Annotated in this window: 16 protein-coding genes; 12 read left to right on the plus strand and 4 right to left on the minus strand. The window is 42.3% G+C overall.

The features are described 5' to 3' along the window. Positions 1–39: 39 nt before the first annotated feature. Entirely contained in the window at positions 40–615 is a 576-nt protein-coding gene (locus E2R51_RS13120) for a TetR/AcrR family transcriptional regulator (RefSeq protein ID WP_205703335.1), read from the minus strand. Between the two features lie 200 nt (positions 616–815). Here E2R51_RS13120 and E2R51_RS13125 point away from each other — a divergent pair, with 200 nt between their 5' ends. Beyond that, positions 816–1,220, plus strand: coding sequence for a hypothetical protein (locus E2R51_RS13125; protein ID WP_133377542.1), 405 nt, complete (start codon positions 816–818; stop codon positions 1,218–1,220). Positions 1,221–1,438: 218 nt separating this feature from the next. Here the strand turns inward: E2R51_RS13125 and E2R51_RS19845 are convergent, their stop codons facing one another. After that, the gene (locus E2R51_RS19845) at positions 1,439–1,615 is read right to left on the minus strand and encodes a hypothetical protein (RefSeq protein ID WP_165967222.1); all 177 of its coding nucleotides are present in this window, start codon (positions 1,613–1,615) and stop codon (positions 1,439–1,441) included. A 232-nt stretch (positions 1,616–1,847) separates the two neighbouring features. Between E2R51_RS19845 and E2R51_RS13130 the strand changes: the two genes are divergently transcribed. The 5 genes from E2R51_RS13130 (at position 1,848) to E2R51_RS13145 (ending at position 6,601) form a co-directional block, all read left to right on the plus strand. Then, positions 1,848–2,582: an SDR family NAD(P)-dependent oxidoreductase gene (locus E2R51_RS13130; RefSeq protein ID WP_133377543.1), complete on the plus strand. Its 735-nt coding sequence runs from the start codon at positions 1,848–1,850 to the stop codon at positions 2,580–2,582. Next, complete coding sequence (locus E2R51_RS13135; protein WP_133377544.1) at positions 2,575–3,597, plus strand: S-adenosylmethionine:tRNA ribosyltransferase-isomerase; 1,023 nt, start codon at positions 2,575–2,577, stop codon at positions 3,595–3,597. The genes E2R51_RS13130 and E2R51_RS13135 overlap by 8 nt, the downstream gene beginning before the upstream one ends. An 89-nt stretch (positions 3,598–3,686) precedes the next feature. Then, the gene (locus E2R51_RS13140; RefSeq protein WP_133377545.1) at positions 3,687–5,135 is read left to right on the plus strand and encodes an NAD(P)H-binding protein; all 1,449 of its coding nucleotides are present in this window, start codon (positions 3,687–3,689) and stop codon (positions 5,133–5,135) included. A gap of 426 nt (positions 5,136–5,561) precedes the next feature. Then, positions 5,562–5,735, plus strand: a complete 174-nt coding sequence (locus E2R51_RS19850) for a hypothetical protein (RefSeq protein ID WP_165967223.1) — start codon at positions 5,562–5,564, stop codon at positions 5,733–5,735. Between the two features lie 182 nt (positions 5,736–5,917). After that, positions 5,918–6,601 (plus strand): DUF421 domain-containing protein, encoded by a 684-nt coding sequence (locus tag E2R51_RS13145; RefSeq protein WP_165967224.1) that lies wholly within the window; start codon positions 5,918–5,920, stop codon positions 6,599–6,601. Between the two features lie 10 nt (positions 6,602–6,611). Here the strand turns inward: E2R51_RS13145 and E2R51_RS13150 are convergent, their stop codons facing one another. Then, a complete protein-coding gene (locus tag E2R51_RS13150) occupies positions 6,612–8,447 on the minus strand; it encodes a DNA ligase D (protein ID WP_133377547.1) in 1,836 nt (611 codons plus the stop codon). A 113-nt stretch (positions 8,448–8,560) separates the two neighbouring features. Here E2R51_RS13150 and ku point away from each other — a divergent pair, with 113 nt between their 5' ends. Further along, entirely contained in the window at positions 8,561–9,400 is an 840-nt protein-coding gene (gene ku, locus E2R51_RS13155; RefSeq protein WP_133377548.1) for a non-homologous end joining protein Ku, read from the plus strand. An 82-nt stretch (positions 9,401–9,482) separates the two neighbouring features. Here ku and hmpA read toward each other — a convergent pair whose 3' ends face one another. Beyond that, the gene (gene hmpA, locus E2R51_RS13160) at positions 9,483–10,694 is read right to left on the minus strand and encodes an NO-inducible flavohemoprotein (RefSeq protein ID WP_133377549.1); all 1,212 of its coding nucleotides are present in this window, start codon (positions 10,692–10,694) and stop codon (positions 9,483–9,485) included. A 213-nt stretch (positions 10,695–10,907) separates the two neighbouring features. On the opposite strand from hmpA, the gene E2R51_RS13165 reads away from it, so the two are divergent. From E2R51_RS13165 to iadA, 5 genes are all read left to right on the plus strand, one after another. Beyond that, positions 10,908–11,360 (plus strand): RrF2 family transcriptional regulator, encoded by a 453-nt coding sequence (locus tag E2R51_RS13165; RefSeq protein ID WP_133377550.1) that lies wholly within the window; start codon positions 10,908–10,910, stop codon positions 11,358–11,360. 90 nt (positions 11,361–11,450) lie between these two features. Further along, complete coding sequence (locus E2R51_RS13170) at positions 11,451–11,756, plus strand: hypothetical protein (RefSeq protein ID WP_133377551.1); 306 nt, start codon at positions 11,451–11,453, stop codon at positions 11,754–11,756. Positions 11,757–12,051: 295 nt separating this feature from the next. Continuing rightward, complete coding sequence (locus tag E2R51_RS13175; RefSeq protein WP_133377552.1) at positions 12,052–13,116, plus strand: bifunctional transcriptional activator/DNA repair enzyme AdaA; 1,065 nt, start codon at positions 12,052–12,054, stop codon at positions 13,114–13,116. 277 nt (positions 13,117–13,393) lie between these two features. Further along, positions 13,394–14,896 carry a putative basic amino acid antiporter YfcC gene (gene yfcC / locus E2R51_RS13180; RefSeq protein ID WP_133377553.1) on the plus strand — a complete coding sequence of 501 codons (1,503 nt, stop codon included), beginning with the start codon at positions 13,394–13,396 and terminating at the stop codon, positions 14,894–14,896. 69 nt (positions 14,897–14,965) lie between these two features. Then, positions 14,966–16,138 carry a beta-aspartyl-peptidase gene (iadA, locus tag E2R51_RS13185; protein ID WP_133377554.1) on the plus strand — a complete coding sequence of 391 codons (1,173 nt, stop codon included), beginning with the start codon at positions 14,966–14,968 and terminating at the stop codon, positions 16,136–16,138. Positions 16,139–16,196 lie beyond the last annotated feature (58 nt).

Raw genomic sequence — 16,196 nt, forward strand, 5'->3', positions numbered from 1 at the left:
TATATTGTTCATTTAGTCATTTTTGTGTATAAAAGTGGATTATCCCAAGGATAATCCTTCAAAAAAATATAACTCAAACAAGCGTGAGATTTCCTCTTTATTTAGCGGCTGTCTGGTCTTTTCCCAATCGAAGATTAAAGAAATATACAACTTGAACATGGCAAAGGCCGTAACCTCAGGGTTGCAGGGTTTTATTTCTCCTTTGTCAATTGCCCGCTGTAATACTTCCTTAATATAGTTGATAATTGCCGCTTCAACACGATCCATAAAGTCGACGACTGCGCGTGTGCCAATGTCCCTGCCTTCCTGAAAAAGCTTAATCGTCAGCTGGTGATCCTTTCTGAATTCAAGCAGCTGGTAGAGAGCAAAGCTGACATTTTGGGATAAAGAGCGCTCAGGGTGGACGGACGATTCCGCAGCCTGTTTCATCTCTTTAATTAAATTTGAAACGATTTCATCAAATAATTCTTCCTTGTTTATAAAGAAAGTATAAATTGTGCCTTTTCCGACATTGGCTATTTTAGCTACCTGATCCATCGTCGTGGCCTTATAGCCAAAACGCGAAAACGATTCGGTAGCGGCATCTACAATCAGTTGTTTTCGATCCATGTACATCACTCCATAAAACTAATTGACTAAAATGGTTATTTGGTCATTTTCCTATCACTTATCTTAGCACAGAATTTTTTAATTACAATAAAATCACTCAAATAAATTTTAGCCAGTCTATGGAGAAAGGTTTTGAGGGGCATTTTCACCCTGCATCAATCAACTAAATATAATGAAAATAGTCAGTCGTAAAGCGGGGGTGGGCAATGCACAAAAGAAAAAGTCTTCAAAATGATTTCGAGGTCAACAAGAGTCTGGCTGAAGCTGAGAAAAAAGTGTTAATCGGAATATGGATTCAAACCGCTGCCACTTTTTTGACAGCTATAGGGGTAACCGAGGAGCTCCGTATCCTTCAAGCTGCGGCAAGAGGTGTTACGAATGACTTCAGTGCTGAAAAAAAGGCAGTGGCAGGGGTTTGGCTGCAATTTACTGGAACACTGTTTTCAGCAATTGGTTTTTCCCAGCAGCTTTCTCCGGAACGTTCCCAGCAGATTGCCGGTCGGAAAACAGCGATTATCGGAAATAGCATTAACGCCTATGGGTTGACATTAGAAGTAATTGGAGAAAGTATACTGCTCAGAGAAGAACTTGATGAAGGTATATTGTTTTAATTGATTTAAACATTTTATGTGAATTGAGCCTATTTTAAATCCAAATATGAGGTGAACGGAGCGGAAGGTGGCGACTCCAGCAGGATTTGACGGCAAGCTGAGACCCCGCAAGGCGAAGCCTGAGGAGGGCTAAAGCAGAGTCCCTGCGGAAAGCGTCCACCTGAAGCGCAGTGAACCGGTTAGAAGAGTTGAGAGAGATTTGTCCCAACCTCATTTAATCAAAATCCTTTAAGACAACCATTTACAACTAATGCAATGAATAAAAGAATAAACAAAAAAATCTCTTCTTTATGGGATTTTTTAGGTCTGGAAGGCTTGGTTTTATTTTGCTTTTGAGAAATTTTGTCTCTATATTGTTCCTGAATTCTTTTTTTCTTTTCCTTATCTATATTCAAAAGTTTTCCTCCTGAATAAATAACTTGAAGCTGGAACTAATTATATAAAACTAAGAAAGGTAATTCTACAAATAATTACATAATATTCAAAATACTTATTAATCTTTAGACTAAAGCCTTGCTTTTTTATCCACCTAATTTACGATTCTTATCTATTCTCATCAGCCGATTTTCCTGCTTAGTCAATAACATACACTGAGAATAGGAAATAGATGAAGGGGAGAGATAAGAGATGATAAAAGATAAAGTGATCATGATAACAGGCGCTTCTAAAGGACTTGGAAGGGCATTAGCCATTCAATTTGCAAAGGAAGGTGCCAAACTATCGATTTGTGCACGGAACATAGCTCCATTGAGGAAAGTGGAGGAGGAGATTAAGGCTATCGGGGCAGAAGTGATTGCGATAGAAGCAGATGTGTCAATTGCCAGCGATGTGGACCGGTTTGTTTCAATTACAGAAGAGATGGTTGGAAATGTGGATTGCTTGATCAATAACGCATCAATTTTCGGACCTGGCCCAACCTTGCTGGCAGATTATCCAGATGCTGATTTTGAAAAAGTACTGGCCGTAAATATTATTAATCCATTTCTCGTCACGAAGCGAGTGCTGCCGGGCATGCTTCAAAAAGGAAGCGGTGCAATTATCAATCTAACCTCAGAAGCTGGTAGGACAGGTTATTCAGAATGGGGTGCTTATGGTATTTCCAAATTTGCATTGGAGGGATTAACACAGACTTGGGCGGATGAACTGGATGGAACCGGAGTCAGAATGAATCTGGTAGACCCGGGAGAAATGGACACTGAAATGCATAAGGCCGCGTTGCCAGATTGTGATTATCCGCTTGCCCAACCCGGGGATCATATGGATGTTTTTATGTATCTTGCATCCCCATCCTCAGATGGCATCAACGGCAAGCGCTTTGAAGCGCAGGAGTTTAAGTGGAATAGTGGTGGGCACCATGCATAAAGTATCGGGTGAATTCCAAATCCCACCTCATTTACATGCTTCTGTTCCTCTGGAAATGAAAGGTTTGTCAAGGGATTCAGCAAGGATGATGGTGGTGAATCGAACTACAGGCAAAGCTGTTCATACGCTGTTTACCCGGCTGGGAGATTATCTGTATGCAGGAGACGTAGTGGTGTTAAACAACAGCCGCACGATTCCAGCTGTATTAAAAGGAAAGCAGGGGAAAAAACAGCTTGAAATTCGTCTCTCCAGAAAAGTGAAGGCTAACCAGTGGGATGTTTTAGTAATAGGAGAGTACTGTCATAAAGGTGGTCCTATTTCATTTATCAAAGGTATACAGGGGGAAATAGTCGGTTCAGGCAGTGAAAATCCACTGATGCGCATGCAATTTTCAGTGCACGGGGCAGAATTTTATGATTTTTTGTACAAAGCAGGAGAGCCGGTTCGCTATGAGTATATTGAAACATCCTGGGCGTTGGACATGTATCAAACCGTATACGGATCGGTACCGGGTTCGGTTGAAATGGCATCAGCAGGCCGTGCTTTTTCATGGAAGCTTCTTCAGTCGCTCAAGGAAATGGGTATAAGAATTGCCTTTGTTCAGCTGCATGCAGGCTTAAGCTACTATGGCGATGATCGCTGGCCGGCACCTATAAACCATCCTGAGGAATTCTTTGTGCCAGAAGAAACAGCCGCGATGATTCAGCAGGCAAAAAAGAAAGGAAATCGCGTTGTAGCTGTGGGGACTACAGTTGTAAGGGCGCTTGAATCAGCAGTAACCGCTAAGGGAGAGTTGCAGGCGAAGAGCGGGATTACCGACCTTTATATTACAAAGGAATCTTCATTAAAAGTTGTTGACTGCTTATTAACAGGATTGCATGAACCGGAAGCAAGCCATATGGATTTACTAACGGCATTCATTTCTGAAAATTTGCTGCTGGATTCTTATCAGCAAGCTCTTATGGAAAATTATCATTGGCATGAATTTGGAGATGTGAATCTGATCTTAAATTAAAGAAACGAACGCAGTGCAATGTGCTCCAACCTGTTCCTCTTTCTGCAAAAAGGGTATAGAAAGAACATAACGGATTGGAGCTGAGAAACATGACAAATCAAAAACGGCCAGTTGTAGCAGTTACAGGCGCCAGCGGTTATATAGGCAGTCATTTACTCGACCAGGTAACAAAGCAGGCAGATGTAATTGCCCTTTCAAGAAATGGCGATGATAAACAAAACAGTGAACATGTAACCTGGCGTTCATGTGATTTCTATTCCCTTGGAGACGCAGAAAAAGGTCTTGAGGGAGCAGATTATGCAATTTATCTTGTCCATTCAATGAAGCCCTCCGCCAAGCTGACTCAAGCAAAATTCGAAGATATGGATATTATACTGGCAGATAATTTCGCACAGGCAGCAAAAAAGCAGGGAATTAAACAAATTATTTATTTGAGCGGTATTGTTCCTAAGGATGATGGAAATCTTTCCCGGCATTTAAAGAGCCGTTTAGAGGTTCAAAAAGTGCTTAGTTCTTATGGTGTACCGGTCACGACTATCCGTGCCGGTTTAATCGTAGGTCCAAAAGGATCTTCTTTTCCGATCCTTGCAAAATTAGTGAAAAGGCTGCCGTACATGCTGCTGCCCAAATGGACGCGGACAAAAACGCATCCAATTGCATTGAAAGACGTGATTCAGTCACTTAGCAGCAGCCTGGGCAATAAAAGAGTAGAAGACCGGTCAGTTGATGTGGGGGGACCGGAAGTCATGACCTATAAAGAAATGATGAAGCAAACAGCAGAAGCAATGGGCAAAAAACCCAAAGTTGTGGACATTCCTCTTTTAACCGTTAATCTTTCAAGACTTTGGGTAACGCTTGTCACGGGAGCTCCTAAGGAAATGGTGTACCCGCTGATTGAAAGCCTGGAGCATCCGATGGTTGCAAAGGACACAGTTGAGGGAATCAGTCATGGGAAAACCACTTTTCAAGAAGCAGCAAAATCCGCACTTGATGCCACGGAGAAGGAAGAAAAGAAAAGTCAATCCTCCGGTTCAAGATCGGGATCAAAAGCAGGAAATGACGTGCGTTCCGTGCAGCGCATTCTATTGCCGGAAGGCAGAAATGCCGATTGGGCCGGCACTTCTTATATGAAGTGGCTTTCTAGTCTTGCCTCACCCATGTTGAAGGCTGATGTGGACGAGCAAAAAAATTGCCGTATCCGGCTGTTTTCTAAAACAAAAACAATTCTGGAACTGACCTATTCTAAAGAGCGAAGCAGTGAAACCCGTGCACTTTACTATATAACAGGAGGACTTTTTGCAAGTGTTGATGATAAAAGCAGGGGGAGAATTGAATTTAGGCAAATTCCCAATACGCAGGAGTGCATCGTGGCAATCCATGAATATCGGCCTTCACTTCCATGGGGCATCTACAAATACACGCAGGCGAAGTTTCATTTATGGGTAATGTATTTGTTTAAAAAGCACCTGCTTACTTTGATGAAAAGTGAAAAGAATAGTGAACGTTTTGGACAGGAAAAAAGAATAGCAGAAGCTTAAAAAGGGTGATTCAGCTCGTTTATAAAACCTGAATCTTGTATGAAACAAATCCTCGGTCTGTGCCGTTATGCCCTGGTGTGTGGTGGCAGAACGATATAAGTGTGAAGAGGATCGATATCCAGCAAAAGATGATCGATAAAAGAGAAAATAGGTATGATAAATCGCGTGAGAGGAGAGGAATGATCGATAAAAGTTGAAGAGTGATCGATATCCGGTCTTAAAGTGATCGATAAAAGTCAAAAAGTGATCGATAAACTCAAAAAGAAGAGCGATAAACCCGTGGTCTGTGCGGCTATGAGCCGATAAACCCGCGGCCTGTGGCGCACAGACTTTGCCATCAAATCAAATTTTTGTTATTGGCAGGCACCGATAATTAATAAATCATCTCCGTATTGGTTATATTATCATTTATGGAGGTGAGACAAAATGACAAACCAACAAAACAACAACAATGAAAACCAACAACAACGTGACAACAATAATGGAAATCAACAGCAACAACAACGTAATAACCAAAATAATAAAGAAAATTACCAAACTGAATTTGGTAAAGAAATGAAACAAGAAAAAAGAAACAACAAACAACAAGAAAAGAAATAATGACGTAAGAAAATCCCCGTTCTAATTTAGAACGGGGATTTTTTTGTGGAATCGGCCGAACCTTCGAGTTTTCTGAAGCCTTGTACCAGCCTTATCGATGTATTGTTTTCAGACTTCCATCACTATAGATTGTTGCAATTATGGTCATACTATCGACACCATATACTTGCGGGGTGCTGAAAATGAGCTTTTCATTTGAATTTTTTCTTAAACCGGTCCTTGTCTTTGTCGTTGCGTATTTGTCCATGAGAGCGATGGGGAAAAAGGCAGCTACTGAAATGTCAGGGATTGATTTAATGATGGTGATGGTCTTAGGCACAGTGGTTGCAGAGCCGATTACATCAAGTAAACTTGGAACGGCATTTGGATACGCGGCTATATTTGTCGCGCTGTATGTCATATACAGCTATATGGAGCTGACCAATTTATTTAAAAGGTGGATTACTCCGACTCAGACAATTTTAATCGATGAAGGAAAAATAATGGTAAAAAGTCTTCGGAAAGAACGTGTGGAAGTCGAACAGCTTCTTGCTCAAATGCGTGTTGCGGGGTATACAGATATTAGTGATATTGCCCGTGCTACGCTTGAGCAGACAGGGGAGATCAGTTTCATTCCAACAGAAAAAGCTAGACCGCTGCAAGCCGGTGATATGAATATAAGCTCCACGCCAACCTACATGCCCATCCCCATTATTATTGACGGGACGATTCAAAAAACGAATCTTGCCTATATTAACAGGGATCTTAACTGGCTTAAGGCTCAGTTGGAGACCTATCAGCTCCAAATTGAAGACGTTAACCGAATAATCCTCGCGACTTATAACATCAGAGGTTTATTGGACTTATACTGGAAAGAGCAGGACTGATAAAATGTGTTTAGGTTAGATCCTGCAATTGTCTCAGGACATCGGCAAAGGGCTGATCGTCTGCTTGCTGACGAAACGAAGAAAATGGATCTGACTGGCGTTTCATCCGTTCCAGCACAGCAGGCAGGGGGAAAAGGGCCGGAGTCAATGAGTCGTTAATTTCTTCCCAATTCAGCGGTACTGCAACTAAACCCTGCTCGTTTCCTCTCGGAGAATAAGGTGCAATGATGGTTTTTCCTTCATCATGCTGAATATAATCCAAATAAAGCTTGTTGCCGCGGTTCTTTTTCAAACGTTCAGTGGTGAACCACTGTGGCTCCTGCTCGCACAGGAAAGTGCAGACAAAAGAAGTAAACAGCCGGGTTTCTTCGTAAGTAAACGCATTTTTGGGCAAAGGCAGATAAACCTGCAGTCCTTTTCCTCCGGAGACTTTTACAAACGAATGAAGACCAAATTGATCAAAAATAGCTTTCATGCGAATAGCCGCTTCTATTGCCAGGGAAAATTCATTAACTGAAGGCGGATCCAAATCAAACACAATTTCGGTTGGACGAGCTGTATCAATGGTTTGAAAGGGAATATGAAACTCAAGTGCCAGTTGATTGCCCAGCCACAGCAGCGTTTCCATATCGTTGCATAAAATATAGCGGATATCCTCCACCTGTTTCGTCAAGACAAAACCAGGCGCGTAATCTGGACAGTTTTTTTGATAAAACCTTTCATCATTTGCCCCATGAGGATAACGAATTACGGTAAGCAGTCGATCTTTTAAAAAAGGCAGCAGCCGCGGCGCAATGAGCTGTAAATACAACAAATAGTCATCTTTATCAAGACCGACTGCCGGCCATACTGGTTTATCGGGGTGAGTGATGTCCACTTTTTCCGGCAGAGGATGCAGCTGGCGATTGAGTGATTTCCACGTGCAATCATCCGGACTTTTTTCGAAATTAAACGCATGAAACCGTGGTTCGCGCAGATGCTTGCCGTCAAAATCGATGCAGGCAATATCTACACAAATAGAAGGCGGCAGCTCCCAGACAGTAGAAGATTTTTTTTCACCTCTGGACTGAAAGAGCTCCATTAATGTTTTTTCCTCTTCGGCTGTCAGGCCATGCCGGAAATGAACAACTTCAAGTGCGGAATTCTGCGGATCATATACTGCTCCAAGAAAATAACCGTTGTTTTTATCCCACCTTGTTAAAAATACACTGACATACCGCCAGTTTTTCTGCTTTAACCAATGGCTGCTTCGTTTACCTATCTGCCACTTGCTGTTTTTCTTTTTGGCAATAATCCCTTCACCATTGGCGGAAACTGTTTTATTCCAAGCATCGTCTCTTTTTTTGAAGTGGTCGATTGCCTGTAACTTATTCGTATCCAGGTAGTCCACCTGCAGGGGAAGCGATAAAGCTTTAAAGAGTTTTTTTAATTGTTCTTTTCGCTTGGAAAGCGTTGATTCCATCAGGCTTTCACCATTGACCGTTAACAGGTCAAAGATTACAAAATGGCAGGGGAAATTATTCATATGGTCCTGGATAACCGATTTGCTGCTCATTCGTCCTCTTGTTTGAACAACGGAAAAATTACTTTGGTAGGAATTGATCAAATGCACAATTTCACCATCAAGCAGCAGCGGTAAATGCGGTATGATTTCGTCATACAGGTCTTCGCAAAACTGGACAATTTCAGGAAACATCTTGTTAAGCGGTTTTTCATTGCGGCTGATCAGCTTCGGAGTCCGTTCTTCCCATAGGATTAAGCAGCGGAAACCATCGTACTTTATTTCATATATCCATTCGTTTCCTTGTGGAAGATCTGACGCAGGGGTTAAAAGCATGGGTTTCACACTCATTCCACCTTTCTACTGACTATCCATTAGGTTTTGATGTTCTTTTGCTTCTCATACATAAATAACACCAAACTACTGCATAGTAAGATAAAAACAGGCAGGTGGATAAAATGCATACAGTTTGGAAGGGAAGCATTAGCTTTGGCCTGGTTAACATCCCGGTAAAGCTTCATACAGCAACAGAAAACAAGGATATTAAACTGCGTCAGCTGCATAAGGAATGTCACGCCCCAATCAATTATAAAAAGGTTTGTTCAGGGTGCGAAAAAGAAGTGGAAAATGATGATATTGTAAAAGCATATGAGTATTCAAAAAATAAATTTGTGGTGCTCGATGACGAAGAGCTTGAAAAGCTTAAAAAGGAAAATGAGGATAAGGCAGTTGAAATTATCGACTTTGTAAAACTTGAAGAAATTGATCCGATTTATTTTGAAAAAAGCTATTTTATGGCACCGGACACTGGCGGATCAAAAGCGTATTCTCTGCTGAAAAAGGCGCTTGAGGATTCCGGGAAAATTGGAGTGGCCAAGATTATTATCCGTTCAAAGGAGCAGCTTGCGGTCGTTCGGGTCTATAATGACACCCTGGTGATGGAAACCATTCATTTTCCGGATGAAGTGCGCAGTTCAAAGGATGTTCCAAACGTTCCTGAAGATGCTAATGTAGTCAAAAAAGAACTGGATACAGCTCTTTTGCTGATTGACCAATTAACGACTACGTTTGAACCGGAAAAATATACGGACGATTACCGTACAGCCCTAATGGAACTCATTGAACAGAAAAAAACAGGAAAGAAAACCGTTACAGCGGCCGAACGCAAACAGCCGACTACAGCTTCAAATGTTACAGAGCTTATGGCTGCACTTCAAGCCTCTGTGGATAAAACCAAAAAGAAAAAAACCGCTCCTAAAAAGCGTGCAGCTCCTGCAAAGGCGAAAAAGAACGCTTGAGTTTTGATTTTGATTCCATCTAGTCCTAACTCAAAAACAAAAGCCGCTGCCCATAATTCAGAAGGGCAGCGGCTTGCTTGTGTTAATTTTTAACGCTTGTATCTGTATCGATTGCCATGGCAGGGCCGAAAAATTCATATTGAATTTGTTCAGCGGGGATGCCCGTTTCTAAAAGTGATTGAATAATTGCTTCCATAAAACGAACAGGTCCGCATATAAAACAGAGGCTGTCATGATCAACAATTGAGTCCAGGATTTTTGTGTTTAAGTAACCGGTAAAATCGCTGCCCTCATTCCCATCTTCATAGATCAGGTAGCTTTTTCCGTTTTCAAGCTTTTTCATTATTTCTTTTACATCATTGGAAAAGGCATGAACCTCCTGGTTACGGGCTGCATGAATGAAGGTTACAGGCCGTGATGGGTTCTCTTTCGCGACAGATTCAAGCATGCTAAACATTGGCGTTACCCCCACGCCGCCACTGATAAGAGTAAGGGGCTTGCTGTCATGGACATCGCAATAGAAATCTCCAGCTGGCACACTTACTTCCAATGTATCGCCCTCAGCAAGAGAACGGTGAAGGTGAGTAGACACAGCCCCATTAGGCTCCTGGTCATTTTCCTGTTTTACAGAAATTCGATAATACTCTGGGGTGTAGGCAGATGACAGGCTGTATTGTCTGTTCAATATATATTTTTGACCGGGAACTTGCAGCCGGACCGTAATATATTGGCCTGGCAGGAAAGAAGGAACCTTGGAACCGTCTTTTGGCTGTAAGTAAAAAGAAGTAATAAGCGTGCTTTCTTCCACTTTTTTTACCACAATGAATTCCTTAAAGCCTTCCCAGCCGTCCACTTTTGTTTCAGCTTTCGTATACATATCTTTTTCTATTGAAATAAATACATTGGCGATCACACCGTAAGCTTCTTCCCATGCTTGCATAATTTCATCAGTTGCATCTTCTTTAAGAACATTCTTAATGGCTTTTAATAAATATTCTCCAACAATCGGATAGTGCTCAGGCTTCACTCCAAGGCTGCGATGCTTGTGGGCGATTTTCTCTACGGCAGGAAGAATCCTTTCAAGATGTTCGATATTTTGGGCAGCTGCATACACTGCATTGGCCAAAGCAGTTTGTTGTCTTCCTTGTGTCTGGTTTGTGTGATTAAAAATATTTAATAGTTCAGGGTGTGCTTCAAATAACATTTGATAAAATACAGTGGTTATTTCTGTTCCGGTTGTTTCCAAAACAGGCGCTGTGGATTTAATGATGTCAATCGTTTTTTGTGATAGCATTTCTTCCACTCCTTAGGGTTTTTTAAAGATATATTTTATTTACATCTTTACTATACACCCGTTTTCACTAAAAGCAATATATGAAATACATCTTTAAAGAAATCTTCACAATTGAACAGCACGCTAAAAGAAGAGTATAATTACAGCACGCTGTAAATGGGAATAATGAAGCAACAGCAGGCACTAAATGCTGAAATAATAAAGGTGAGTGAAATGAAACTAACACTATATACAGACTATTCGCTGCGGGTTCTCATCTACTTAGCCTCAAAAAAAGAGCAGGAACGCTCTAATATACAGGAAATAGCCAATGCCTATCAAATCTCAAAAAATCACTTGATGAAGGTTACACATGAGTTAGGGAAAATGGGCATAATTGAAACCGTCCGGGGAAGAAATGGGGGCATCCGATTGGCGAAGCGGCCGGAAGAAATCAATATCGGTGCCATCGTTCGCAAAACAGAAGAGGACTTTCATTTGGTGGAATGCTTTGATCCTGAAAATAACCAATGTGTGATTACGCCTGTTTGCGGCTTAAAACATGTCCTTCACAAAGCACTGGAAGCCTACTTTATTGTATTGGATGACTATACACTGAAGGATCTGGTGAAAAACCCGTTTGATCTGCAGTCATTGTTTGGAATGTCAACAAAGGATGAAAGATAGAGCTATGACAGTAGTCCGCTGCCCTTCTTATTGCATACTAGGACGTCAAATGAGAAGATAATAGTATAATATGGAAGAAAGGTTGAGTGGATGGGTGAAATTTTACTGGTCATCGGTACAGTCGGTTTTGTGATTGCGCTTATCTGGTCGATGGAGGCAAGAATTCGTCAAATGGACACCAGATTAATCGCTATGCAGCAACGTCTTGAACAGTTGGCAGAAGCCGCGGGGATCCCTGAGCCGGAAGAAAATGAGGAATTGCGGGCTTTAATTCAAAACGGTAAAAAGGTTGCTGCTGTCAAACGGGCCAGAGAATTATTTGGATTGTCATTGCTCGAAGCGAAGCAGTATATTGATGCATTGGAAATGAATAGTAAACCATCAGAAAAGGTTTGAACTACATGTTCAGACCTTTTTATATTGGCTTTGTTAAACCAGACTGTTGATTGCAGCACGAAGGCGCTCACCTCTCCCGCTTCCTTCCGCAGGAGCCTCACACCTTCAGCTCCAATCAACAGTGTGGAAATATCAATAATCGAATTTAACAAAGCTTCTATATTAAACAACACCTCTCTGACACAGATCAATCGAGCCGTGACCAAAAATCAATGCCTGATTTTTGGCGATGGTTTAATGAGGGATAGGGTACACTGATGACATAGAATTTCTTCAACAGCATGGGGGTTATCATATGATTACAGCAGAACTGCAAAGAGAGTATTATGAGGCATTAATTAATAAGAAAAGTGAATATGAGGGGATTTTTTATGCCGGGGTTAAAACAACAGGGGTTTTTTGCCGGCCAACCTGCCCTGCCCGTAAACCGAAGTACGAAAACTGCGAGTTTTTTGAAACTGCGCAAGAAGCACTTTTGGCCTCCTTTCGCCCGTGTAAACGGTGCCGGCCGCTTTCGCATCCAAATCATGTCTCAGATGTTGTGCGAACCCTGGTGGAGGCAGTGGAAGAAAACCCCGAAAAACGCTGGAGGGATGCAGATTTCAGGGAACTGTCAATTGACGCATCAACAGCACGCCGTCAGTTTAATAAAAGATTTGGGATGACGTTTGTGGAGTATGCACGAGCCAGAAGAATGGGAATTGCCATGAAACATATTCGTGAAGGCAAACCGGTTATTGATGCTCAGCTGTCCACAGGGTATGAATCCAGCAGCGGTTTCAGGGATGCATTTTCACGCATTATGGGCGCATCGCCAACACTCAGCGGCGAACACAAGGTGTTAAAAGCAGCCTGGATTGACACGAGGCTTGGTCCAATGCTGACAATTGCCGATGATGACGGGCTGTATCTTCTTGAATTTGTTGACCGGCGTGGATTGGAGAGGGAGGTGGAACGTCTGCGATTGAAGATGAAAGCGGCGATTATTCCAGGCATCACCCCGCCAATTGCACTGATTGAAGAAGAGCTGACCCGGTATTTTAACGGGGAGCTCACTCATTTTACAGCACCTGTTCACATGACAGGTTCTCCTTTCCAGCTGCGGGTATGGGGAGAGCTGCTGGACATTCCAGCGGGAGAAACACGTTCCTATGCGGACATCGCTGCAGCTTTGGGAAAGCCCACTGCCTTTCGTGCGGTAGCAAATGCAAATGGCTCCAACCAGCTGGCTATTATCATTCCCTGTCACCGTGTTATTCGGTTAAATGGAGACCTCGGGGGTTATGCAGGCGGCTTAACAAGGAAAAAATGGCTGCTGAATCATGAGAGAAAAATCAATAGCGGCGTTTTAAATGAGTAAGTACTTTAGATGAAATGAAAAAAATATTAACAGATTTTTGACGAATAATCGTTGAATGAAGCTTTCCCTTTATTGTGCTGAAGAATTAGCATAGTAAAGGGGGAGCTTCATTTTTGTCAAAAAAGATAGTGAATGATTATTCAGTGTAACTAATTGTCATGAGCTATGAGGGAAAAGGAGTGTATTTACCTGTATAGACAGCACCTTGAGTAATGCTTTTTTTTGTGCAATGATAAAAATGATTTAAATATTCAAAAATTTTTCCGGGGGTAAAGCGATGAATAAGAAAAAAAGAGAATGGAAGGTTCCTCATACCTTTGTAATTGTTTTTGGGGTTGTTGTATTAGCGGCAATACTTACATATTTAGTGCCGGTCGGGCAGTTTGAAACAGAGGAAGTTACATATAACCAGGGAAGTGAAGAATCAACACGAACAGTTTTAATTCCTGACAGTTTCTCCATTGTCACTGATGATGATGGAAATGAAGTTCGTGAAGGAACAAAGCTGTTTGAATCGGGAGGAGAAGCGGGATTTTTAAACTATGTCTTTGAAGGTCTTGTATCAGGAGATAAATGGGGATCAGCTGTCGGGGTCGTAGCCTTTATCCTGATTATTGGGGGAGCCTTCGGTATTATCCTTAAAACACAAGCCATTGAGCAGGGGATTTTAAGCGTAATCAATAAAACAAAAGGCAGGGAAATTCTGATCATTCCTGTACTGTTCTTTTTGTTTTCTTTAGGCGGAGCGGTATTCGGAATGGGAGAGGAAGCCATTGCTTTTGCTATTATTCTTGTTCCGCTGATGGTGGCACTTGGTTATGACGCCATCACAGGCGTCATGATTACATATGTAGCCACTCAGGTCGGTTTCGCCACCTCCTGGATGAATCCTTTTAGTGTAGCTATTGCACAGGGGGTATCTGATGTACCGGTACTGTCGGGTGCGCCATTCCGTATTATTATGTGGGCAGTTTTTACCCTTGTTGGGATTATCTTTACTTGGCGCTATGCAGCGAGTGTAAAAAAGAACCCTGCCAAGTCATTATCCTATGAAACGGATTCTTATTTTAGAAAAGAATCGGAAATACAGGATCTTCAATCAAAATTCACCCTGGGTCACAGTCTGGTGGTTCTCACTTTAATTGTTGGTCTTGGCTGGATTATCTGGGGAGTAATCGAGAATGCCTATTATATTCCTGAAATTGCTTCTCAATTTTTCACCATTGGACTAGTGTCAGGTCTGATTGCGGTTGTATTCAAATTAAATAATATGACAGTTAATGATATCGCTGACGGCTTTATCGAAGGAGCAAAGGATCTTTTGCCTGCAGCTCTGATTGTCGGGATGGCAAAAGGAATTGTTATTATTTTGGGCGGCGACAGCCCGGATGCACCTTCCGTTCTAAATACGATGCTGTATGGTGCTGGACAAGTCATTGGTGATTACCCTGAGATGCTGTCCGCCTGGTTTATGTACGCATTCCAGTCAGTTTTTAACTTTTTTGTTGTATCAGGTTCAGGACAAGCTGCTTTAACGATGCCGCTGATGGCGCCACTAGCGGATATTGCTGGTGTTACCCGTCAGACAGCCGTGCTTGCGTTTCAACTGGGAGACGGCCTGACGAATATTTTTGTTCCTACCTCTGCTGCTCTGCTTGGAACACTTGGAGCAGCCCGCATTGAATGGGGAACATGGGCCCGTTTTATTACAAAGTTTATGCTGCTGCTTATTGCGCTGGCAACAGCTTTTATGATTATTGCGACACTGATTAATTTTTAGATATGACCTGGGAAGAGGCGTGGCCCTGCTTCCTTTTATTAATCGACAGCAAGGGAGAGGAATTCGGCTATGTTAACACTAATCCAAAATGGAGAGATTTATGCTCCTCATCCATTGGGAAAGAAAGATATTTTAATCGTGGATTCTAAGATTGGTTTTATCGCTGACTCAATTGAGCAGCCCAAAGGATTTGTGGATATCCATGTGATTGATGCGACAGGAAAGCTTGTAGTTCCAGGATTTATCGATTCGCATGTTCATATTATGGGCGGCGGCGGAGAAGGAAGCTATAAAACAAGGACACCGGAACTACAGCTGACAGATGCTACACTTGGAGGCGTTACTACCCTGGTGGGGGTTATTGGAACTGACGGTACGACAAGAACAATGGCCAGTCTGGTGGCAAAAGCCCGGGGACTTGAGGAGGAGGGCATTACCTGTTATGTACAGACCGGTTCTTATCAAGTACCTGTGAAAACCCTGACAGGTGCGATTGAAGATGACATTATTTTAATCGATCGCATTATCGGCGCAGGAGAAATTGCTATCGCCGACCATCGCTCCTCGCAACCGACAGTTGAAGAACTGGCGAAAATAGCCTCTGCTGCCCGGATTGGCGGGATGCTGTCAGGAAAAGCCGGCATTGTCAACGTCCATGTCGGCGACAGCTGGGATCATTTGCAAGTGATTGAAAAAGTAGTTGAAACAACGGATATTCCTATCAAACAATTTTATCCCACCCATATAAACCGCAATCCCCATTTATTTAAAGAAGGGATCCGTTATGCGAAAAACGGTGGATACGTGGATTTTACCACGAGTTCTATTCCGAAGTTTTTTGAGCAGGGAGAGGTTAAATGCAGCACGGCATTAAAAAGAATGCTGAAAGAAGGTGTAGATCCATCATTGATCACTTTTACCTCAGACGGACAGGCGAGCTTACCTGACTTTAATGATGAAGGGGAGTTTTTGGGGCTGCAGCTCGGAAAAGTTACCTCTCTTTATCCTGAGGTAAGGGATGCTATTGTAGAAGAAGGGGTGGACATTGAAGATGCGATCCGTGTCATTACCAAAAACCCGGCAGCTATATTAAAGCTGAATCAAAAAGGTGTAATTGAGGAAGGAAAGGACGCAGATTTGGTTTTGCTTCACAAGGATACGTATGAAATTGATACGGTTATTGCGCTTGGTCAGGTGATGGTGAAAAACGGGGAAGCAGTGGTAAAAGGAACGTTTGAATAATAAAACAAAGGAGCGGCCAGATGGCAGCTCCCGGGGAATTTTAAATGCTTGCTGGTAT

The sequence above is a fragment of the Jeotgalibacillus sp. S-D1 genome (genome assembly GCF_004358665.1).
In the GTDB taxonomy this organism is placed as follows: domain Bacteria; phylum Bacillota; class Bacilli; order Bacillales; family Jeotgalibacillaceae; genus Jeotgalibacillus.

Coding starts and splice junctions, on each gene's coding strand:
- E2R51_RS13120 (WP_205703335.1), bottom strand. CDS start 615: ATGTACATGGATCGAAAACAACTGATTGTAGATGCCGCTACCGAATCG.
- E2R51_RS13125 (WP_133377542.1), top strand. CDS start 816: ATGCACAAAAGAAAAAGTCTTCAAAATGATTTCGAGGTCAACAAGAGT.
- E2R51_RS13130 (WP_133377543.1), top strand. CDS start 1,848: ATGATAAAAGATAAAGTGATCATGATAACAGGCGCTTCTAAAGGACTT.
- E2R51_RS13135 (WP_133377544.1), top strand. CDS start 2,575: ATGCATAAAGTATCGGGTGAATTCCAAATCCCACCTCATTTACATGCT.
- E2R51_RS13140 (WP_133377545.1), top strand. CDS start 3,687: ATGACAAATCAAAAACGGCCAGTTGTAGCAGTTACAGGCGCCAGCGGT.
- E2R51_RS19850 (WP_165967223.1), top strand. CDS start 5,562: ATGACAAACCAACAAAACAACAACAATGAAAACCAACAACAACGTGAC.
- E2R51_RS13145 (WP_165967224.1), top strand. CDS start 5,918: ATGAGCTTTTCATTTGAATTTTTTCTTAAACCGGTCCTTGTCTTTGTC.
- ku (WP_133377548.1), top strand. CDS start 8,561: ATGCATACAGTTTGGAAGGGAAGCATTAGCTTTGGCCTGGTTAACATC.
- hmpA (WP_133377549.1), bottom strand. CDS start 10,694: ATGCTATCACAAAAAACGATTGACATCATTAAATCCACAGCGCCTGTT.
- E2R51_RS13165 (WP_133377550.1), top strand. CDS start 10,908: ATGAAACTAACACTATATACAGACTATTCGCTGCGGGTTCTCATCTAC.
- E2R51_RS13170 (WP_133377551.1), top strand. CDS start 11,451: ATGGGTGAAATTTTACTGGTCATCGGTACAGTCGGTTTTGTGATTGCG.
- E2R51_RS13175 (WP_133377552.1), top strand. CDS start 12,052: ATGATTACAGCAGAACTGCAAAGAGAGTATTATGAGGCATTAATTAAT.
- yfcC (WP_133377553.1), top strand. CDS start 13,394: ATGAATAAGAAAAAAAGAGAATGGAAGGTTCCTCATACCTTTGTAATT.
- iadA (WP_133377554.1), top strand. CDS start 14,966: ATGTTAACACTAATCCAAAATGGAGAGATTTATGCTCCTCATCCATTG.